The organism is Actinomyces viscosus (genome assembly GCF_900637975.1).
In the GTDB taxonomy this organism is placed as follows: domain Bacteria; phylum Actinomycetota; class Actinomycetes; order Actinomycetales; family Actinomycetaceae; genus Actinomyces; species Actinomyces viscosus.
In genome coordinates, this window is the sequence record NZ_LR134477.1 from 492,350 (window position 1) to 512,534 (window position 20,185).

General features: G+C 69.4%; 16 protein-coding genes and 1 pseudogene. 11 read left to right on the forward strand and 6 right to left on the reverse strand.

All coding sequences use genetic code 11. The features are described 5' to 3' along the window. Nucleotides 1-69: 69 nt before the first annotated feature. Complete coding sequence (gene deoD, locus EL340_RS02210; RefSeq protein WP_126413224.1) at nt 70-792, reverse strand: purine-nucleoside phosphorylase; 723 nt, start codon at nt 790-792, stop codon at nt 70-72. Nucleotides 793-1,019: 227 nt separating this feature from the next. On the opposite strand from deoD, the gene EL340_RS02215 reads away from it, so the two are divergent. From EL340_RS02215 to EL340_RS02245, 7 genes are all read left to right on the forward strand, one after another. Then, complete coding sequence (locus EL340_RS02215; RefSeq protein WP_126413225.1) at nt 1,020-2,600, forward strand: sodium-dependent transporter; 1,581 nt, start codon at nt 1,020-1,022, stop codon at nt 2,598-2,600. Nucleotide 2,601: 1 nt separating this feature from the next. Next, nucleotides 2,602-2,775, forward strand: coding sequence for a methionine/alanine import family NSS transporter small subunit (locus EL340_RS02220; RefSeq protein ID WP_126413226.1), 174 nt, complete (start codon nt 2,602-2,604; stop codon nt 2,773-2,775). Between the two features lie 93 nt (nt 2,776-2,868). After that, on the forward strand, nt 2,869-3,726 hold the full coding sequence (locus EL340_RS02225; RefSeq protein ID WP_126413227.1) for an HAD hydrolase family protein: 858 nt from the start codon (nt 2,869-2,871) through the stop codon (nt 3,724-3,726). A gap of 8 nt (nt 3,727-3,734) precedes the next feature. Beyond that, a complete protein-coding gene (locus EL340_RS02230) occupies nt 3,735-5,801 on the forward strand; it encodes a metallophosphoesterase family protein (protein ID WP_126413228.1) in 2,067 nt (688 codons plus the stop codon). Between the two features lie 94 nt (nt 5,802-5,895). After that, nucleotides 5,896-6,630: a vitamin K epoxide reductase family protein gene (locus EL340_RS02235; protein WP_126413229.1), complete on the forward strand. Its 735-nt coding sequence runs from the start codon at nt 5,896-5,898 to the stop codon at nt 6,628-6,630. Between the two features lie 50 nt (nt 6,631-6,680). Further along, entirely contained in the window at nt 6,681-7,391 is a 711-nt protein-coding gene (locus EL340_RS02240) for a metal-dependent transcriptional regulator (RefSeq protein ID WP_197722372.1), read from the forward strand. Nucleotides 7,392-7,442: 51 nt separating this feature from the next. Then, nucleotides 7,443-7,889 (forward strand): HIT family protein, encoded by a 447-nt coding sequence (locus EL340_RS02245; RefSeq protein WP_126413231.1) that lies wholly within the window; start codon nt 7,443-7,445, stop codon nt 7,887-7,889. A 27-nt stretch (nt 7,890-7,916) separates the two neighbouring features. Here EL340_RS02245 and EL340_RS02250 read toward each other — a convergent pair. Further along, nucleotides 7,917-10,061: pseudogene (locus EL340_RS02250) on the reverse strand (DUF222 domain-containing protein); the annotation flags it as partial. Between the two features lie 232 nt (nt 10,062-10,293). Between EL340_RS02250 and EL340_RS02255 the strand changes: the two are divergent. Next, nucleotides 10,294-11,502, forward strand: coding sequence for an IS110 family RNA-guided transposase (locus EL340_RS02255; RefSeq protein WP_126413232.1), 1,209 nt, complete (start codon nt 10,294-10,296; stop codon nt 11,500-11,502). A gap of 861 nt (nt 11,503-12,363) precedes the next feature. On the opposite strand, the gene EL340_RS02260 is transcribed toward EL340_RS02255, so the two are convergent. Then, nucleotides 12,364-13,047: an RBBP9/YdeN family alpha/beta hydrolase gene (locus EL340_RS02260; RefSeq protein WP_126413233.1), complete on the reverse strand. Its 684-nt coding sequence runs from the start codon at nt 13,045-13,047 to the stop codon at nt 12,364-12,366. Between the two features lie 80 nt (nt 13,048-13,127). On the opposite strand from EL340_RS02260, the gene EL340_RS02265 reads away from it, so the two are divergent. From EL340_RS02265 to EL340_RS02275, 3 genes are all read left to right on the forward strand, one after another. Further along, entirely contained in the window at nt 13,128-13,508 is a 381-nt protein-coding gene (locus EL340_RS02265; protein WP_126413234.1) for a MerR family transcriptional regulator, read from the forward strand. 168 nt (nt 13,509-13,676) lie between these two features. Next, a complete protein-coding gene (locus EL340_RS02270) occupies nt 13,677-16,670 on the forward strand; it encodes a leucine--tRNA ligase (protein WP_126413235.1) in 2,994 nt (997 codons plus the stop codon). A gap of 128 nt (nt 16,671-16,798) precedes the next feature. Then, nucleotides 16,799-17,074: a hypothetical protein gene (locus tag EL340_RS02275; protein WP_126413236.1), complete on the forward strand. Its 276-nt coding sequence runs from the start codon at nt 16,799-16,801 to the stop codon at nt 17,072-17,074. Between the two features lie 175 nt (nt 17,075-17,249). On the opposite strand, the gene EL340_RS02280 is transcribed toward EL340_RS02275, so the two are convergent. From EL340_RS02280 to EL340_RS02290, 3 genes are all read right to left on the reverse strand, one after another. Continuing rightward, complete coding sequence (locus EL340_RS02280) at nt 17,250-17,507, reverse strand: hypothetical protein (RefSeq protein ID WP_126413237.1); 258 nt, start codon at nt 17,505-17,507, stop codon at nt 17,250-17,252. Then, nucleotides 17,507-17,713: a hypothetical protein gene (locus tag EL340_RS02285; protein WP_232023184.1), complete on the reverse strand. Its 207-nt coding sequence runs from the start codon at nt 17,711-17,713 to the stop codon at nt 17,507-17,509. The genes EL340_RS02280 and EL340_RS02285 overlap by 1 nt, the downstream gene beginning before the upstream one ends. Before the next feature lie 114 nt (nt 17,714-17,827). Beyond that, on the reverse strand, nt 17,828-19,828 hold the full coding sequence (locus EL340_RS02290) for a helicase HerA-like domain-containing protein (RefSeq protein WP_126413239.1): 2,001 nt from the start codon (nt 19,826-19,828) through the stop codon (nt 17,828-17,830). Nucleotides 19,829-20,185: the final 357 nt, after the last annotated feature.

Sequence of the window (20,185 nt, forward strand, 5' to 3'; positions counted from 1 at the left end):
AGCCTGTCTGCTGTGCCCCGTCCTGTGGTGAGAGGACTTGACCGTGCCTGCGCTTGAGCTCACCCGAGCTCAGCTGTGCGCGGCGGCCACGGCCAGGCACAGGGAGCCTGCGAAGCGTGTCTCGCGCTCGGAGGCGCTCATGTCGCCGGAGTGGTCGAGCAGGTGGTCGGAGACGGTCAGGACCGCCAGCGCCTGCCTGCCGTACTCGGCGGCGACGCCGTAGAGAGCGGCCGCCTCCATCTCCACGCCCAGCACCCCGTAGGCGGCCAGTGCCTCGGTCTGGCCCTCGGGGGTGAAGTAGAAGTGATCGCGCGAGATGACCGTACCCAGGTGGACTGCTCCGTCCACCCCGGCCTGCTCGGTCAGCGAGGCCTCGTAGGCGGCCCGGGCGAGCCCGAAGTCGGCGACCGCGGAGAAGTTCACCCCCGGGATGCGCAGCTGGTTCATGGAGGAGTCCGTGTGGGCGCCGGTGGCCACGATGACGTCGCCGACCTTGACCTTCGGGGAGATGCCGCCGGCGGTGCCCACTCGGATGATCCGCTCCACCCCGAACTGGCTGAACAGCTCAGTGGCGTAGATCGTGAAGGAGGGCTGCCCCATACCCGAGCCCATGACGCTCAGCGGCCTGCCGTCAACGGTTCCGGTGAAGCCCAGCATCTCGCGCACGTCAGTGACCAGGCGGGCGTCGTCCATGAGGGTCTCGGCGATGCGCTGGGCCCTCCTGGGGTCACCGGGCATGAGGACGGCGGGGGCGAAGTCGCCTGCTTCTGCGGCAATGTGAGGGGTGGCCATGGGGTTCCTCTCGGGAGGGCGTGTCGGCGATGGGGCAGCGTTCAGTGTGGCACAGGTCGCGTGAGAAACGACAGAGCGGCACCCTGGTTGACGTCCGCATCGTGGACATCGGGCGACACATGATGGTCACTGGGACTAGCGTCCAGCGACAAAAGGGCCTGCGACCGATCCGCAGGAAAAGGCGGCCAGCGGGTCGCCTTCGTTTGTGACATCACGGAAGGTGGCTCATGACCTCCAAGACAGGGGAGAGCGAGTCTCTTCAGGCGCCTCCGCGCGAGCAGTGGAGCGGTCAGCTCGGCTTCCTCATGGCCGCCATCGGCTCGGCGATCGGGCTGGGTAACATCTGGCGCTTCCCGGGGGTGGCCTACACCAACGGCGGGGGCGCCTTCATCGTCCCCTACGTCATCGCGCTGCTGGCGGCGGGGCTGCCGATCCTCTTCCTCGACTACGCCCTGGGCCACCGCTTCCGCGGCTCACCGCCGGCGGTCTTCCGGCGCATGTCCACCAGGCTGGAGTGGCTGGGCTGGTTCCAGGTCTTCATCTGCTTCGTCATCATGACCTACTACGCGGTGGTCGTCGCCTGGTCCCTGCGCTACATGTTCTTCTCCTTCAACATCGCCTGGGGCGACGACGCCGGAGGCTTCTTCGAGCGCTACATCGGCATGGACCGCCTTGGCTCCGAGGTCGGCTACTCACCGACCCTCGTCATGGGCGTGGCCCTTCCGCTGCTGTTCGTGTGGGCCTTCGGCCTGGTGGTCACCGCCCTGGGAGTCAGCGGAGGCGTGGAGAGGGCCAACAAGATCTTCCTGCCGCTGCTGGTCCTCATGTTCGCCGCCCTCGTGGTGCGCGCCCTCATGCTTCCCGGCGCGGGGGAGGGGCTCAACGCCCTGTTCACCCCCAAGTGGTCCGCCCTGCTGGACTACAAGGTGTGGATGGCGGCCCTCGGCCAGATCTTCTTCTCCCTGTCAGTGGGCTTCGGCGTCATGCTCACCTACGCCTCCTACCTCCAGCGCCGTCGCTCCAACCTGGTGGGCACCGGCCTCGTGGCGGGCTTCGCCAACTCCTCCTTCGAGCTGTTCGCCGGCATCGGCGTCTTCGCCACCCTCGGCTTCATGGCGCACACCCAGGGCATCGAGCTGAGCGATATGAAGATCACCGGCCCGTCCCTGTCCTTCGTCACCTTCCCCACGGTCATCGCTCAGATGCCCGGAGGCGCGCTGTTCGGAGTGCTCTTCTTCGCCTCCTTCGCCATGGCGGGACTGACCTCCTTCATCTCCATCATCCAGGTGGTGGCCGCGGGTGTCGGGGAGAAGCTCGGTCTGACTCCGAAGGTGGCCTCGCTCGTCGTCGGCATCCCCGCGGCCGTCGTGTCCTTCGTCCTGTTCGCCACCAGCTCGGGCCTGCCGGACCTCGACGTCGTCGACGCCTTCATCAACAACATCGGGGTGGTGGCCTCGGCCATCATCATGTGCGTGGCGGTGGCCTGGGTCCTGCGGCGCGCCAGGCTCCTCCAGGACCACCTCAACGCCGTCTCCGAGTCGCGGATGGTCGGCATGTGGTGGCGCGTCCTGGTCGGTGTCGTCGTCCCCGTCCTGCTGGGCTACATGTTCCTCCAGACCCTGTGGACCTATCTGTCCGAGGGGTACGACCCGGAGTCGTACTCGAACGGCTTCGTCATGGTCTTCGGCTGGGGGATGCTCCTGCTGGTCGCCCTGTGCACCGCCGTCATGACTCTCATCCCCTGGAAGACCCCGGTGGATGAGTTCGAGTCCCTCAGGCTCGAGGCCGATTCCCCGGAGGAGGACTGAGATGACCGGAACCGCCGTACTCATCATGCTGCTCGCCATCGTCATCATCTGGGGCGGCCTGGCGGTGTCCATCACCGCGCTCATCTCGCGCGGACGCCGGGAGGACCGTGATGCCCGGGCGGAGGCCTCGGCGCGGGCCCGCGAGCACATGCTCCACCCCGAGCAGGCCGACTGAACGGCTCCCGTCCACGGAGAAGAGAGACTGACTCCACCACCCGCCTGGGGCCCGGTTCGGCCGGTTTCCAGGCGGGTGGGCCACAATACGCCTATGACTCAGACTGATGTGAGCCCTCAGGCGCTGCCCCGTCTGGTGGCCTTCGACCTCGACGACACGCTGGCACCCTCGAAGTCGGCCATGCCACCGGCCATGGCCACGGCGCTGAGGCGGCTGCTCGACGTCGTCCCCGTCTGCATCATCTCCGGGGGACAGATAGGGCAGTTCCGCGACCAGGTCCTGGCCCACCTCGACGCCGACGCCGACGAGCTCTCCCGGCTCCACCTCATGCCCACCTGCGGCACGCGGTACTACACCTACGACCCCTCGCAGGACGGGCGGGGCGCCGACGCCTGGAAGCTGGTCTACGCCAACGACCTCACGCCCGAGCAGGTCCGCACCGGCTTCGAGATCGTCGAGGCCCAGGCCCGCCGGCTCGGCCTGTGGGAGGAGAGGACCTGGGGAGAGATCCTGGAGGACCGCGGCAGCCAGATCACCTTCTCCGCCCTGGGACAGGACGCCCCCCTGGAGGCCAAGCGCGCCTGGGACCCCTCGGGGGAGAGGAAGGCGGCTCTGCGCGACGCCGTCGCCCCGCTCCTGCCGGAGCTGGAGGTGCGTTCGGGCGGGTCCACGAGCGTGGACATCACCCTCAAGGGGGTGGACAAGGCCTACGGCATGAAGCGCCTGGCCGAGGTGACCGGTATCGCGCTGGAGGAGATGCTCTTCGTCGGCGACCGCATGGACCCCGAGGGCAACGACTACCCGGTCAAGGCCCTGGGCGTTCCCTGCCAGGCCGTGGGCGGGTGGCAGGACACCGTCACCTACGTCACCTCCTTGGCGAGCCTCATCGCCTCCCAGGAGCACAGCGGTGAGGACCACGCCGCCCAGGTCTCGCTGGGCGCCCGTCTCTGAGGCGGGCCGTGGCACGTACAGACACCGGCTCCGACGCTGACACGGGTGCCGACATCGGTCCCGGCCTCGCCGATCGCGCCGCCGACCTGTGCTCCGGTCTGCTGACGGCCGCCCGCCGCTGCGGCGCCCTGGCCCTCACGGTGGTGCTGTCACTGCGGACCTGGTGGCGCCGACGTCACTCAGGCACCCGCACGGTCATCGGTACGACGGCGATGATCCTGGCCTCCAGCCTGGTCTCCCTCCTCCTGGGACTGTCCACGGCGACGGCCTCGGCACCGGTCGGCCCGCACGAGGCGACCTGGTCGACGACCCTGGACTCCACCGTCACCCTGGACCTCGGGCCACTGGGAACCGCCTCGATGGAATCACCCGCGGGGGTCCTCGGCGTCAAGGTGGTCCTGGGCGAGATCCCCGGCGATCCCGTCCCCGACGCCGCCAGCACCGCCAGCGTGGGACAGTCGTTGTCCTCCGACGCGGCCTCCTACCTCTCGCTCGTCTCCCATCCCGACCTGACGATCCGGCAGGGACTCTACGGCCTGGCGGGGGACGCGCTGCGCCGGGCCGGGGTCGTCGAGGCGATCTTCCTGTGCTGCGTGGCCGCCTGGCGCCTGGCGCCGACGAAGCCTCTGCGGGAGACGGTCCGCGCCGGCGCCTCGCACCGCTGGGCGACGACCGTGGCGGTCTCGGCCGCTGTGGCCACCGTGGCCTCCCTCCTGGTCCCGGCCACGCGCACGACCACTGTCCACGGCTCCACCCTGTCGGTGCTGGAGGGGACCCCGTTGGCCCAGGCCCGCTTCTCGGGACGCATCGCCGACGTCGTCACCGCCTACGGCCCCAAGGCGCGCTCCTTCGTCGAGACCAACAATGACTTCTACGCCAAGGCCGACACCAACCTGCGCGCCGCCTGGAAGGCCTCCGAGCAGACCGACGGCCTGGTGGACGTCACCGCCGCCGACGGAGAGGTGGACACCGAGGACCTTCAGGCCCGGCTCAAGGCGGCCTCCGCGAAGACCCTGGTGGAGGCCGCCCCCGCACCGCAGGATGAGGCTCCCCAACCCCCCGAGGGCCCGGGACCCACCGCAACGCCGTCGGCCTCGGCCACCCCCTCGGTCACGGCGCCGCCGGTGACGGGCGCCCGCTCGGTGCCCGAGCGCGGCCGTAAGACGGCCGTGCTCACCACGGACCTGCACTGCAACCTCGACGTCATCGCCTTCTCCGGGGTCCTCGACCAGCTCTCCGGCGCGGACGTCCACATGGACGACGGGGACCTGACCATGACCGGCTCCGACCCCGAGCGCGTGTGCGTCGACGCCCTGACCCAGGCGGTCCCGAGCTCGACCGCGAAGATCGCCACGATCGGCAACCACGACTCCGACGCCACGGCCGCCCGCCTGCGCTCCCAGGGTTGGACCGTCACCGACGGCTCGGTCCAGAGGGTCGCCGGCATCTCGGTACTCGGAGACGACGACGCCGAGCGCACGACGACGGCCGGCACCAAGCCGCGCGGCGGGGAGACCACCGAGCAGATCGCCGCCCGTCTGGCCAAGGTGACCTGCGGGCGCACACCGGTCAACGTCGTCCTCATCCACCAGCCGGCCACCTTCGACCCGCTCATGAAGGAGGGGTGCGCGCCGCTGCTCCTGGCCGGGCACGTCCACGCCGAGCGCGGGATGACCACGGCGATCAGCCCCCAGACCGGTAGGCCCGTGACCGGCATCATCTCCGGCGCCGGCAAGGGCGGCACCTCGCTGGGCTCCGTGACGGAGGACGCCTTCCTCCACGTGATGTCCTTCGACTCCACCGGCGCACTGGTGGCCTGGCGCGCGGTCATTCTCCACCCCGACGCCTCGGTGACGGTGGGGGCCTGGCGGTCGGTCCCCGGCATCGCCCCGGGCCAGGAGACGGCGACCATGGCCTCGACACCCGACCCGTCGGCATCGGCTTCGCAGACGGCGCCGGCCGAGACGTCAGGGGAGGCGCCGGCCGACTCCGAGGAGGGCGCGGAGAGCCAGGATGCGGCGCAGCCTCAGGAGGGCGCCGAGCCCCAGGACCAGGCCGATCTTTCGGACGGGTAGGGCGCAGACGGCCCCTTGTGGCATACGCTCGCACCCTGATCACCCCACGACGCCCAGAAGAACTGATGACGCACCACCGGTGAGGAGACTGACGATGTCGCGCATGCCCACAGATGCCGAGATCGATGAGATGAGTGAGGCCGAGCTCGAGGCCTACCTGGGGTCCGCCCCCGGGCAGGAGCTCGACCGGCGCACCCGCCGCGACACGGACGAGGGATCGGCCGACCGGCCGGCCTGGCTGCGCCGTTCCGGGGCCGATCGGGGCTTCGGCTGGCTGCTCATCGTGTGCGCGCTCATCGGTCTTGTCGCCTGCTGGGAGCTCATCAGCTCCCAGCTCGACCTGCTGCGCAACCCGAACGCGGAGCTGATCTGCGACGTCAGCCCCCTGGTGTCCTGCGGCGACTCGCTCAACGTGTGGCAGGGCAACCTCCTGGGAGTGCCGAACTCCTTCATCGGGGCCATCGCCTTCGGCGCCCTGGCGGCGATCGGCGCGGTCCTGCTCAGTGGCGCGCGCCTGCCGCGCTGGATATGGTGGGGGCTGAGCGCCGGCTGCCTGGGCGGAATCGCCTTCGTCATCTGGTTCCTGACCGTCTCCATCATGACCTTCGGCAAGCTCTGCCCCTTCTGCATGGTCATCTGGTCCGTCACTATCCCGGCGGCCGCCCACTCCTGGGCCTGGGCCGCGGCCGGCGGCCACCTGGGGCTGCGCGACAACCTGGCGCTCGACCTGCTCAAGGCCCGCTGGTGGGTCACGGCTGCGATGTACCTGGCGGTGGTCCTCACCATCATCATCGCCTTCGGAAGTCAGTTGACAAGGTTGTTCGGGTGACGCCGCCCGTGGGTCGGCCGGCCTCGACCAGGCCCGCCTGGAGGCCCTCGGTGGTGGGGGACTCGACCGTTACGCAAGACTACCTCAAGGTCGTGTGGGCGGCTTGTGAGTGGGACGGGGCGGGTGCCTCCATCACCGGCCTGGCCAAGCGCATGGAGGTGGCGCCCTCGACCGCCTCGGAGAACGTGGCGCGCCTGGTGGAGGAGGGGCTGCTCGTCCACGAGCCCTACAAGGCCGTCACCCTCTCCGAGGAGGGGCGACGCCGAGCCATGGGCATGATTCGTCGTCACCGCATCCTGGAGACCTACCTGGTCACCCAGCTCGGCTTCGGCTGGGACGAGGTCCATGCCGAGGCCGAGGAGCTCGAGCACGCCGTCTCCGAGCGGTTGCTGGAGCGGCTCGACGCCGTCCTGGGGCACCCCACCCGCGACCCGCACGGGGACCCGATCCCCACCGCGGACGGCTGGCTCATCATTCCCGACCTGGTGCGCCTGGAGACCCGTCCGGTGGGCTCCGACGGCGTCGTCGGGCGGATCCAGGACGACACCGAGACGCTGCGTCGCCTCAGGCGGGCCGGTATCGGACTGGACAGCCGGGTGCGCATCCGCGACCGGGGAACCGTGGCGCCGGCCGTGGAAGGCGGCAAGCGGAGGCGGGCCACCGTCATCGCCCTCCTGGACCCGGAGGCCTCACGCGTTGCGGTGCCCGGGGAGTCGCCGGAGGCGATCATCCCCGACGGTTCCCTGTGGCTGCTGGCCTGACAGGCACCGGGACCTGCACGGATCCGTGCGAGGCTGGGGGACAATAGGGCCATGAGCACGATTTTCACCAAGATCATCAATGGCGAGATCCCCGGCCGCTTCGTGTGGGCGGACGAGGTCTGCGTCGCCTTCGCCACCATCGAGCCGCACACCGACGGGCACGTCCTGGTGGTTCCTCGCGTCGAGGTCGACTCCTACATTGACGCGCCCGACGACGTGGTGGCGCATCTGTCCGTGGTCGCCAAGCGCATCGGGGCCGCGCAGGTGCGCGTCTTCGATGCGCCTAGGGCCGGGCTCGTCGTGGCGGGCTACGGGGTCGACCACCTGCACGTTCATGTGCTGCCGATCCGCTCCGAGGAGGACTTGTACTTCACCTCTGCCCGCCACCCCGAGGGGCCCGAGCTCGACGCCGCTATGGAGCGTCTGCGGGCTGGTCTCGTCGAGGACGGCTGGGGCGAGTTCGTCCCAGCGAGGATGGACAGCGCCGCGCTCGCGTAGCACCTGCAGCTCTTGGCGCCGGTCTGGTTAGAAGGGTGGGGCTTGGTCGATGAGGGGTGCGGGTCCGAGGGTGTGGGTGGCGTGGGGGTAGGGGGTGGTTTCGTAGTCTCCGGCTTTCTGGCCGGGGGTGGGGCCTCGGGTGGTGAGCCGGAGCGGGCTGTTGGTGTCGTTGGTGTTGTTGGTGCTGTGGGTGTTGGTCAGGGCGGTGTTGAGCCGGTCGATGATCTCGGGGCTGATCTGGTTGCTCAGGGTCGTGGGTACCTGGGCGCCGGGGAGGTAGTGCTGGCGCGGTCCGACTTTCTTGGGGAGGCGGTTGATGGTGGCGTCGGGGTGGCGCTGGTAGACGGTCTTGTCGGGGGTGTGCCAGGACAGCACCCCGGTGTCCTCGTTGCGGGTCAGGGCCCATCCGGGGGTGTGCTTGAGGCGGTGGTGGGTCTGGCACAGGGTGACCAGGTTGTCCAGGCTGGTGGTCCCGCCCTGGCTCCAGGGGGTGAGGTGGTCGATGTCGCACCTCTGGGCGGGGGTCTGGCAGGTGGGGTAGACGCAGGAGTGGTCGCGGGCGCGCACCAGGTCGGCAAGGCCTGCCGGGGGACGGTACCGGCTGCGGCCCACGTCGATGACGGTGCCGCTGAGCGGGTCGGTGACCAGGCGCCTCCAGGTGCCCCCAGCCGCCAGGCACCAGGCAGTGGCCGCCGGCACCGCGGCACCGTGGGCACCGATCAAGACCTCAGCAACCTCGGCGGGGTCAGCGGGCTCAGCTAGGTCAGTGACCTCGGTGGCGTTGGCGGGATCAGTGAGCCCGGTGGCGTTGGTGGGCTTGGTGGTCTCGGTGGCTGTGGTGGCTGTGGTGGCAGCCCCGGTGACAGGGGCGGCCTGCGTAGGCGTGGGTGCTGTCGCGTGCGGGGCAGTCCCAGTGGGCACTGCGACAGGAACCCGGTCAACGGATCCGGCAGCGGGTTCGGCCTCGACGGCCCGCACGAGGCAGGTGGGCCCCTGGGAGGGCACCGAAGAGGTTGGGGCAGCAGGAACGCCCCGCCCGGAAGTAGGCAGGCTCCTGCCACCGGTGGCGGACAGTCTCCTGCTGCTGGTGGTGGGCAGGCTTCTGCCAGTAGAGGCCGCCGGGGAGCGGTCGTGGCGGCTCACGGTCCTGGCCGCGGCAAGAGGCACCCCACCAGAGGTGGGCAGCCTCCTGCTGCTGGTGGTGGGCGACTCGCGGTCGGTGAGCTCAGGCGCGGTTGCAAGACCACCGCCACCGGGACCGCCACCGGGACCACTGTCGCCGTCTCCGCCGCCAGGATCGCCGCCGCTGCTGGTGGGGTCTGCTGGTGGTACCAGGCTGGTCAGGGGGACGGTGACGGTGACGTTGATGCGGATGTTGTTGGGCAGGGGCAGGCGCCCGGTGGGTGAGGGTCTCCACCAGGGGCTGGTGGATCCCACCAGGGAGCTCAAGGCGCTGAGGAGTCCTTCTGCTGGCTGGCCCGCAGGGTGGCCAGGGTCATGCTGGTGATGGCGTCGGCTCGCAGCTGGGCCAGGGTGCGCCTCTCGCCGGTGGCACGTGCGCTGGCGGCGATGGCGTCCAGGGTGGCGTCCAGCAGCAGGGCGTCCATGGCCGGCAGCAGCATGCTCACCCGGCAGACCCCCTCACCGGCGGGCCTGAGGGCGCGACACACACCGACGGCTCGTGTTGGCCTGGGCGCGCTCGGCGTGACCGTCGGGGTCAAGACGGATAAGGGCTCTCTCGATGTCGCGTCCCAGCTGGGCGACGCTGCGCCGGGGCGCCTGGGGCAGCACCTGCTCTTGAACCTCCAGGGCCACCGGGGCGGGCACCCCCTCGAGACGACGAGTTACCAGGCAGGCTTTGGCTGAGTCCAGCACCCCGCAGCGCTCCATAGCCTCGACCGGCCCGAAACCGGCGCTCATCAAGGCGGTGCCGTGGTCGATGACCTGCCCGGCCCGGGTGCGGGAGACTCCGAGGCGGGCCGAAAGGAGGCAGGTGGTGTTCAAGCGCCGCTCGTCATAGCCCACCACGGGGGACACGGTGCCTGCTGGGCCCCACTGTCCGGGGTGGGTCGACAGCTCCTCGCACCTGGTCAGGCAGGCCGCCGCCAGGGCCTCACCCCAGGCGGCCCAGGCCGCCAGGCGCCGGCAGGCCGCCACCAGCTCCCCCAGCCCGTTACCTTGTTGGTGGTCCCGGGTGGTCCGGGGCTGGGCCAGCTGCTGTGGGCATGATGTCTTGCCCCTGTCTTCTAATGATCCGGGGGGTGTTGTCACCCGCGGCAGCCGGGCGCTGGTGACCGCTGATAAGGGGAACGACCCGCTGCGTGTGAGGTCTTTCGTAACGTGGGTGCGGGACCGGTCGTCCACCGGCTGACCCTCACCCATGCAGCGAGAGGTGGCAGGAGAGATGGATATCGAGGACATCGACGTCTTCATCGGCATCGACGTCGGCAAGAGCGAGCACTGGGCCACGGCCCTGAGCCGGGACGGGCAGAAGGTCCTCGACAGGGCCCTGCCCAACGACGAGGACCGGCTGCGTGAGGTCTACCAGCGCCTGCAGGCAAAGGGGCAGGTGCTGGTGGTGGTCGACCAGCCCGCCACCATCGGGGCCCTGGCGGTGGCGGTGGCTCAGGACATGGGCATCACCGTGGGCTACCTGCCCGGGCTGTCGATGCGCCGCATCGCTGACCTGACGCCGGGCAGCGCCAAGACCGACGCCAAGGACGCTGCCGTCATCGCCGGCGCAGCCAGGACCATGCCTCACACCCTGAGAGCCGTCAGCGCCTCGGAGGAAGAGGCTGCGGCGCTGAGCATGCTGACTGGCTTCGACCTGGACCTGGCCCGCCAGGTCAACCAGACCGCAAACCGGATCCGGGGCCTGTACACCCAGATCCACCCCGCCCTCGAGGCCGTGGTGGGGCCCTGGCTGGAGCACGACGCCGTCTTGGAGGTCGTCGCCGCCTGGCCCACTCCAGCCGATCTGAAGCGAGCGGGCAAGGCAAGGATTGACGCCAGGCTCAAGAAGCACGGGTGCAGGCGGCACGCCACCTGGGCCGGCCAGATCGTCTCGGCCCTGGAGCACCAGACCGTGGTGGTCGCCGGCACCGACGCCGCCGCAGTGGTGCTGCCCCACCTGGCTAGGCAGCTCATCTCCCTGCACGCTCAGCGGGCCGATGTCGCAGCCCAGGTCGAGACCCTGGTGCAGGCCCACCCTCTTTACCAGGTCCTGACCTCCATGCCCGGGATCGGGGTCAGGACCGCAGCCGTCTTCCTGGCCGAGACCCTGGGCAAGACCTTCGACGCCGGAGCCCAGCTGGCCTCCTACGCCGGGCTCGCTCCTGTCACACGTCGCTCCGGCTCATCGATCCGTGGTGAGCACGTCTCCCACGGCGGCAACAAGAGGCTCAAGCGCGCCATGTTCCTGTCCGCCTTCGCCTCACTGCGCTCCGACCCCGTCTCCCGGGCCTACTACCAGCGCAAACGCAACCAGGGCAAACGCCATAACCAGGCCGTCCTCGCCCTGGCCCACCGCCGCATCCTGACCCTGCACGCCATGATCCGCAACGGCGCACTCTACGACCCCCAACCAGCCACGAAACTACCCACCGCCGCTTGACACACCACATAGGGGCACCCCCCCCAGCCCCCCCGGCCCCCAGGCCCATGATCCCCGAGGAGGCGGCCTCCTCCACCCCCAGGACCCGGCACCGCTCAGCAGCACCCACCAGAACCGCATCACCGCCAGGCTCACCGGCAAACAGACCCGCAGCCACCCCACCACCACCAGCACCGGCACCGGCACCGGCACCGGCAGCGTCATCAGCACCGCCGGTGAAGTCCGCCCCGGCGGTGCCGGGGCCCTGAGAGCCAGCGCCAGTATCAGCGCCGTCGGCGTCGTCGGCGGCGGTGGGGCCTTCACCGTCAGGACCCTGGGTGTCCACCAGCAGGCGGGACAGCAGACCCTCGACCACACCGGCCAGCACCCCACCCGCCCCCAGGGACGCCAGCACACCCGCCACATCCCCCACCGGCACCGGCTGCGGGCTCGGGCCCGCAGCCCCGGCGGGCGCGCCCACCCCACCCGGCACACCGGCCGGGTCACAGGGAAGCACACCACGATCGAACATATGTACAGTATAGCCCCACCCACCACCACCCGCACCCCGAACGAGCGTCTCAAATCGCCTGAAATGAGGGCAAAAGTCGAAACTCCAGAGGCTTTCAGGCTCCTTGACCCGAACTGCGCTGGGTGCTGCTTGAGAGACTTAGAACTGGACCAGGGCCTCCTGGCTACGCTGCTGACGAGAGCTGCACCTCATCAGCGGGTCGGCGCCCTGCGTTCGTCATGTTGTCCGGGTCCCTCCGAGTTGGCACCGGCGAAGAGTGATAGGGGGCAGGCTCATGTGGGAAAGCAGTCGAGTGACGTAAGGGATGGCAGGTAGGAGCCGTGTTGTCTGTCGAGATGGGACCGGCTTTCTCACTCCCCGAGCGTCCCTATGCCGTCGGCGTCCATGCGATTAAGTGCCCGAACGACCTGTGGAAGGGAGGTAACGCCGTCGGAGGCCAGAAAATGGCCGGCACCGGGAACGGTGACGACATCCGCGTCGATCTCAGCGGCGAATTCCTGCGAAGCCGCCTGGGGGACGAGTGGGTCGTCATCGGAGTGAATGACGGTGGTATGGCCCAGGAACGGACGCAGCTCACACGGGCGTGCGTCGTCGAGAAAACCGCTGAGTCCTCTGGCAAGAAAATGATCAAGATCGGCATCTCCCGTCGGCGGAAGCTGCTGCGCAAAGGGGGCGACGGAGACAAAGGCTGCCAGATGTGGTGCCCTACCACCCACCGGCGAGCTGTGTGCGACAACCTGCTCTATCGCCCGCAGTGCGGTCAGTCCGCCAAGACTGTGCGTCACAATCACGAGCCCTGTCAGGCCTGTCGGCCCGTTCAGCGACGCTTCGATTCTCTCGGCCAAGATCGTTGCCCAGGTCGAAGCCTCCGGAGACTCCAGGCAGGGGAGTCGCGGTATCTCAACATTGTGAACGCTCCGCGCGAGCCACGGGAACCAGTGGTCGCGTGGCTCTGCGCCGAATCCGTGGACGAGGATGACTCTGTCAAAACCGTCTACTGTGTCGACGAGGTGATGTTCTGTAGCGTGGTCCATACCCCAGAACGCTAAGCATTCACACCAGTGGCAAGGTCAAGCAGAAGCATCGAGATCCGGAAAGGAGGGAGCAGACACTCATGCGTATCGGAGAGTTCGCCAAGCGGGCGGGCGTCAGCCCCCGCTCCCTGCGGCACTACGAGGACGCCGGGCTGCTCGTGCCCGCGCGGACCTCGGCCGGCTACCGGGACTACAGCCTCGAGGACCTCGACGTCGTCGCCCGTATCCGGCCGATCCTGGCCACCGGCCTCGGCGTCGCCGCCGCACGACGCTACCTGGACTGTGTGGAGGTCACTGGCGACAACCGTGCGGTTGCCGTCACCATGTGCCCCAATCTGCGCCATGAGCTCGACGTCGTCGAGGAACGGATCAGCCGGCACCGGCGCCGACTGGCAGGCGAGCAAGGTGCCCTCAACCGTTTCAGGGCCCTGGCCGACACGTCGGCCCAGGAGCAGGGCTAGGCGTAGGGCTGGAGTGCGGGGCCTCGATCGCTCAGGCATGCGCCGCGCTCGGCTGACGTGACCGGTCTCGCCCGCCCGCGGGTTGGTCGTCGTCGGGCGCCGCTCCCGCCGGGAGATAGGCTGTGTCCCAGCACCAGGAAGCACGAGTAGGAAAAGAGCGCTGCCGCGATGTCAGAGAGAACCGCACCGGGCGAGTCCGACACCCCCTACCGCTACACGGCGGCCCTGGCGGACTCCATCGAGACCGCCTGGCAGGACCGCTGGGAGGCCGAGGGCACCTTCAACGCCGACAACCCCGTCGGCGCCCTGGCCGGCCCCGGGGCGGACAAGGAGAAGTACTTCCTGCTGGACATGTTCCCCTACCCCTCCGGCAAGGGCCTGCACGTGGGCCACCCGCTGGGGTACATCGCCACCGACGTCGTCGCCCGCTTCACCCGCATGACCGGCAAGAACGTCCTGTACACGATGGGCTACGACGCCTTCGGCCTGCCCGCCGAGCAGTACGCCGTCACCACCGGCCAGCACCCGCGCATCTCCACCGAGGCCAACATCGCCAACATGCGCCGCCAGCTGCGTCGCCTGGGCCTGTCCCACGACCCGCGCCGCTCCCTGGCCACCATCGACGTCGACTACGTGCGCTGGACCCAGTGGATCTTCCTGCAGGTCTTCAACTCCTGGTTCGACCCCGAGGCCCCGCGCCGTGACGGCCGCGGCAAGGGCGCGGCCCGGCCGGTGTCCGAGCTGCGCGAGAAGCTGGCCTCCGGCCAGGTCGCCGTTCCCGGCGGCCGCGACTGGGACAGCCTGAGCGCCCCCGAGCAGGCCGAGGTCATCGACTCCTTCCGCCTGGCCTACGTCTCCAACGCGCCTGTCAACTGGTGCCCCGGCCTGGGCACGGTGCTGGCCAACGAGGAGGTCACCGCCGAGGGCCGCTCCGAGCGCGGCAACTACCCCGTCTTCAAGCGCAACCTGCGCCAGTGGATGATGCGCATCACCGCCTACGGGGACCGCCTCGCCGAGGACCTGGACACCGTGGACTGGCCCGAGAAGGTCAAGCTCATGCAGCGCAACTGGATCGGCCGCTCCGAGGGCTCCGAGGTGACCTTCGCCGTACCCGGGGCCGGGCGGAGTGCGGGTCAGGGGACCGGTCAGGACGCGGCGCTGAGCGTCTACACCACCCGACCCGACACGCTCTTCGGCGCCACCTTCATGGTCGTGGCCCCCGAGCACCCCATCCTGGGTGGTCTCGACGCCTCCGGCTCGGTGCGCACCGAGGCCCAGATCGCCGCCGACGCCGCGGCCCTGACCGTCCCGGCTGCCTGGCCCGAGGGCACCAAGGAGGCCTGGACCGGCGGCTACGCGACTCCCGCCGAGGCCGTGGCCGCCTACCGCGCACAGGCGGCGGCGACGTCGGACGCCGACCGCACCGACGAGGGCCGGGTCAAGACCGGCGTCTTCACCGGGTTCTTCGGCATCAACCCCGTCAACGGCGTGCAGGTGCCGATCTTCGTGGCCGACTACGTCCTCATGGGCTACGGGACCGGCGCCGTCATGGCCGTGCCCGCCCACGACGAGCGCGACTACGCCTTCGCCACCAAGTACGACGTCGACATGATCCAGACCATCGGCCCGGCTGACGACCCTCACGGCGTCGACCTGTCCACCCAGGCCTACACGGGCGACGGCGTCGTCGTGAACTCCGCCCTGGGTGACCTGGACATCAACGGCATGAGCAAGGACGAGGCCAAGGCCACCATGATCGCCTGGCTGGAGGCCAAGGGCGCCGGCCGCGGCGCGGTCACCTACCGCCTGCGCGACTGGCTCTTCTCCCGCCAGCGCTACTGGGGCGAGCCCTTCCCGATCGTGTGGGACGAGGACGGCGGCGTCCACGCCCTGCCTGAGTCGATGCTGCCGGTTGAGCTGCCCGAGGTCACTGACTACTCGCCGCGCTCCTACGATCCCGACGACGCCGACTCCTCCCCGGAGCCGCCGCTGGGCAAGGCCACCGAGTGGGTCGAGGTCGAGCTCGACCTGGGCGACGGCCCCAGGACCTACTACCGGGAGACCAACACGATGCCGCAGTGGGCCGGCTCGTGCTGGTACGAGATGCGCTACATCGACCCCACCGACGAGACCGCGCTCGTCGACCCGGCCAACGAGGCCTACTGGATGGGACCGCGGCCCGAGGCCGGCAACACCTCCGGCGGCACCGACCTGTACGTCGGCGGTGTCGAGCACGCCGTCCTGCACCTGCTCTACTCCCGCTTCTGGCACAAGGTCCTGTTCGACCTCGGTTACGTCTCCTCCTCCGAGCCCTACCACCGGCTCTTCAACCAGGGCTACGTCCAGGCCTACGCCTACACCGACGCTCGCGGCCAGTACGTGCCCGCCGACGAGGTCGAGGAGGTCACCGCCGAGGACGGCACCACCACCTACCTGTGGCAGGGCGAGCCGGTCAGCCGCGAGTACGGCAAGATGGGCAAGTCCCTGAAGAACATCGTCACCCCCGACGACATGTACGAGGCATACGGCGCCGACACCTTCCGCGTCTACGAGATGAGCATGGGGCCGCTCGACGCCGACCGCCCGTGGGACACCCGCGCCGTGGCTGGCAGCCAGCGCTTCCTGCAGCGCCTGTGGCGCAACGTCGTCGACGAGACCACCGGTGAGCTGACAGTCGTCGACGACCCTGCCGACGAGGACACCCGCCGGCTGGTCGCCAAGACGATCGTGGGCGTGCGCGAGGACTACGAGGGCATGCGCCTGAACACGGCCATCGCCAAGCTCATCGTCCTCAACAACCACCTCACCGGGCTCAGCGAGGTTCCGTGCGAGGCCGTCGAGGCCCTCGTCCTCATGACGGCGCCCGTGGCCCCGCACATCGCCGAGGAGATCTGGAAGCGCCTGGGCCACGAGCACTCCCTGGCCCACGAGGACTTCCCGGTCGTCACCGACGAGTCCCTGCTGGCCGCCGACAAGGTCACCTGCGTCGTCCAGGTCAAGGGCAAGGTCCGTGACCGCCTCGAGGTCGACCCCGACATCTCCGAGGCCGAGCTGGAGCGGCTGGCCCTGGCCGCCCCCGGCGTCATCCGCACCCTGGACGGGCGCGGCGTGCGCAAGGTGATCGTCCGGGCCCCCAAGCTGGTGAGCATCGTCCCCGAGTGACCGGGCAAGGCTCTCCGACGGCGTCGTCCACCATATTTGAAACATTGGGAGACATCGGATGGCACGGTGTCATTGCTATCGCACACGCCATGCGCCCGGCCCGATCCAAGTATCTGAGGTGAATCACGATGACTCGACGCTCCATCGCAGACATCACGGCTCGTGCAGATGAGTTTGCTGATGCTTTCGAGAACTACGACCCGAAGCCCGGCGACCAGGATGCCCCGCTGCCACCGATCATGGCTGTCAAGCTTGCGGCGTGGCGCCGTGACACGGCTGAGCGTGAGCTTGCTGAAGCGGTGCATGCGGCCCGTGAGCAACAGCTGTCCTGGCGTGAGGTCGGTGAGGCGATCGGAACTAGTGGAGAGGCTGCTCGTCAGAGGTACAGTGCCGTCGCGCAGTAGCCTTTGCCGATTCCTTCATCCGGGCCCCCAAGCTGGTGAGCATCGTCCCCGAGTGACCGGGGAAGGCTCTCCGACGGCGTCGCTCACGACCACGCCGGAATAGCGGAGGGATTGCACGAACCGAGATGGTTGGTGCAGCCCCTCATGCTGTTGTCCGAAGATGTTTCGGTGATGTTCAGGCCGAGTGCCCGAATCGCTTCTGCGCAGCCTGCCGGGTCACGCCGAGAGCGGCTCCGATCACAGTCCAGGAGTCGCCGGCCTCCCGAGCTCGAGCGACCGCGGCATGCAGCTCGACCTCGGCGTCATGCACCCGCTGACTCGCGGCAATGATCGCCCGGAAGTGCGTGGCGTCGCGGGCGGGCGTGCTGCTTGGATCGAGAGTCTCAAGGCCGGTCGTGTCGTGAGCGTGCGTCAGTGTGGAGGACAACGTCATCACCTCAGATAGTCGTAGAACTTCGGTCGCAGGCGGTCGGCATGAATGATCCGGGTTGGCTCTGCGGCAGGAACCGCGACCAGCTCGAGCAAGGTGGCGTCAACTGCTGGACCGATGACCAGGAGTCGCTCCTCTCCTTCGTACTCGTACTCGACCAGTCTTAAGGCGTTGGTCCAGGCATGTTCCTTGGTCCAGGCATGTTCCACATCCGTACGGGAGATCCCGTGCTTCAGTGTCGACCGCCCAACCCTCATGTGTCAACGTTAGGTTGACGAAAGGTGTTGGTCAAGGTAACGCACACGCGACGTGGCGACGGGGACTCAGCGGCGCCTCAGGGTGCCGAAGATGGAGCGCGTGATCTCACGGGTGATCTGGCGGCCCACCGAGCCGATGGTCTTCTCAACCTCCCGCTGACGGCGCTCGGCGGCCTTCTCCGCCTCCCGCTGGCGGCGCTGAGCCTCCTTGACGGCCTCGCGCTCCAGGCGCTCGGCCTCCTTCTGGCGCTGTGCCGCCTCGCGGGCGGCCTCCTTCTCCAGGGCCTTCTGGGCCGCGGCCTCGGCCTTGGCCTGCTCCTTGGCGGCCTGCTCGGCGGCGCGGGCGGCCTCAGCGGCCTCGGCGTCGGCCTGGACCCGCTGGGCCAGCAGCTCGTAGGCGGACTCGTTGTCCACCCCCGTGGCGTACTTGGGCTTGAGCGCTGAGGAGGTCAGCACCTGGTTGACGGTTCCGTCCTGGGCCGGGCCCATGACGGCGGCGGGCACGTTGATGACCACCGGGGCGACCGGGGCCGGGCGCCCCTTCTCGTCCAGTACGCTCACGACGGCCTGACCGGTCCCTAGCGAGGTAAGCACCCGGCTGAGGTCGACGGGGCTGACCGGGAAGGTGGAGACCGCCTTCTTGAGGTTGGCGGCGTCGGCCGGGGTGTGGGCGCGCAGCGCGTGCTGGACGCGGCTGCCGAGCTGGGCCAGGACCTCGTCGGGCACGTCCGTGGGGGACTGGGTGATGAAGACGATGCCCACGCCCTTGGAGCGGATGAGGCGCACGGTGCGCACCACGGCCTCCAGGAAGGCCTTCGACGCGCCGGAGAACAGCAGGTGGGCCTCGTCGAAGAAGAACACCATGGTGGGCTTGTCCGGGTCACCGACCTCCGGCAGGGTCTCGAAGAGCTCGGCGAGCAGCCACATGAGGAAGGTGGAGAACAGCGTGCCCTGGGACTGGATATCGGCCAGCTCCAGGGCGGAGATGACGCCGCGCCCATCGGAGGACAGGCGCATGAGGTCGCGCACGTCGAGCGCCGGCTCGCCGAAGAAGGCCTCACCGCCGGCAGCCTCCAGCGCCGCGATCTCACGCAGGATGACCCCGGCCGTGGCGGCCGAGACCCCGCCGATGGTCTTGAGCTCCTCCTTACCGGCATCCGTGTTCGTCAGGTAGTCGACGACGGCGCGAAGGTCCTTCAGGTCCAGCAGGGCCAGCCCCTGAGCATCGGCCCAGTGGAAGACGAGCTGGAGGGCGGAGGCCTGCGTGTCGTTGAGGCCCAGGACCCGCGAGAGCAGGATCGGCCCGAACTCGGTGACCGTGGTGCGGATCGGGGTGCCGTTGATGCCGCTGGAGTCTCCCCCTCCGAGGTTGAACAGCTCGATGGGGAAGGACTGGCCCTTCCAGTCCTGACCGGTGGAGGCGACACGAGCAGCGATCTTGTCATTGGAGGCGCCGGGCTCGGCCAGACCGGTCAGGTCGCCCTTGACGTCGGCCAGGAAGACCGGGACGCCCGCGTTGGACAGGCCCTCTGCCAGGAGCTGGAGCGTGCGGGTCTTGCCCGTGCCGGTCGCGCCGGCCACCAGCGCGTGCCGGTTGAGCAGCCCCAGGGGGATGCCGACCGACAGGCCCGTGACCGGTGCGGGCTCGCCGTCGGAGAGCGTGTCGAGGTAGGTGCCCACCGGGAGGGTGGGGGAGGAGAAGCTGTAGCCGGAGCGCACCTGGGCGGTGTACCCGGTCTCCTCGGTCGCCCCAGTCTCCTCAGTCTTCTCCTCAGTCTGCGTTGCCTGGGTGGCCTCCTCGACGGGGGCGGACGCATCGGATTCAGGAGCGGGCTCCGCCTGGGTCTGCGCCGCTGGGGTCTCCTGCGTCACCGGCGCCGCGGCGGCGTCGGCCGGTTCCGTGGGGGCTGCGGCAGGGGCCGCCTCGTCGGAGGAGCTGGAAGCGGGGCTGGAGGCGATAGCGGCATCGAGGGCTGCTTGAGCGGCGGCGGCCTTGGCTGCGGCGGCTTCGGCGGCGGCCTGAGCGGCCTCGGCCTTGAGGCGTGCGATCTCAGCGGAGTCGGTCATGGCGTCATCGTAAACGTCGAACCTGCCAGTGCGCTGACTCAGGCGTGCCAGGAGCCTGACGCGTCTGGACGCGTGAGAGGAGCCAGGCCCTCGGGACGTAACCTCCCCGAGCTCGTCCACAGAGACCACACAGGCGCGAATGCCCGTTGGCCAGGACAAACGGAGAGAAATGTGGTCTTGATGCCGTTTCCAGCCCCGTGAGGGGCGGGGACCCAGCCGACAGGGTAGCCTCTGGGACCGAGAGAACCGAGACCACGCGTCCGGCCCCGCTCCTCCACCCGTCCTCTGTGCAGTGAGGTTTGCGCGCCCCATGTTGCCCCCTGCGTCGTCGTCCCCGGCCCTGCCCTCCCCGTCGCA

Bases quoted from the DNA above. Each gene is read 5' to 3' on its own strand.
- EL340_RS02255 (WP_126413232.1), top strand. From the start codon at position 10,294: ATGGATATCGAGGACATCGACGTCTTCATCGGCATCGACGTCGGCAAG.
- EL340_RS02265 (WP_126413234.1), top strand. From the start codon at position 13,128: ATGCGTATCGGAGAGTTCGCCAAGCGGGCGGGCGTCAGCCCCCGCTCC.
- EL340_RS02280 (WP_126413237.1), bottom strand. From the start codon at position 17,507: ATGACGTTGTCCTCCACACTGACGCACGCTCACGACACGACCGGCCTT.
- EL340_RS02270 (WP_126413235.1), top strand. From the start codon at position 13,677: ATGTCAGAGAGAACCGCACCGGGCGAGTCCGACACCCCCTACCGCTAC.
- EL340_RS02290 (WP_126413239.1), bottom strand. From the start codon at position 19,828: ATGACCGACTCCGCTGAGATCGCACGCCTCAAGGCCGAGGCCGCTCAG.
- EL340_RS02225 (WP_126413227.1), top strand. From the start codon at position 2,869: ATGACTCAGACTGATGTGAGCCCTCAGGCGCTGCCCCGTCTGGTGGCC.
- EL340_RS02275 (WP_126413236.1), top strand. From the start codon at position 16,799: ATGACTCGACGCTCCATCGCAGACATCACGGCTCGTGCAGATGAGTTT.
- deoD (WP_126413224.1), bottom strand. From the start codon at position 792: ATGGCCACCCCTCACATTGCCGCAGAAGCAGGCGACTTCGCCCCCGCC.
- EL340_RS02235 (WP_126413229.1), top strand. From the start codon at position 5,896: ATGTCGCGCATGCCCACAGATGCCGAGATCGATGAGATGAGTGAGGCC.
- EL340_RS02215 (WP_126413225.1), top strand. From the start codon at position 1,020: ATGACCTCCAAGACAGGGGAGAGCGAGTCTCTTCAGGCGCCTCCGCGC.
- EL340_RS02220 (WP_126413226.1), top strand. From the start codon at position 2,602: ATGACCGGAACCGCCGTACTCATCATGCTGCTCGCCATCGTCATCATC.
- EL340_RS02260 (WP_126413233.1), bottom strand. From the start codon at position 13,047: ATGGACCACGCTACAGAACATCACCTCGTCGACACAGTAGACGGTTTT.
- EL340_RS02245 (WP_126413231.1), top strand. From the start codon at position 7,443: ATGAGCACGATTTTCACCAAGATCATCAATGGCGAGATCCCCGGCCGC.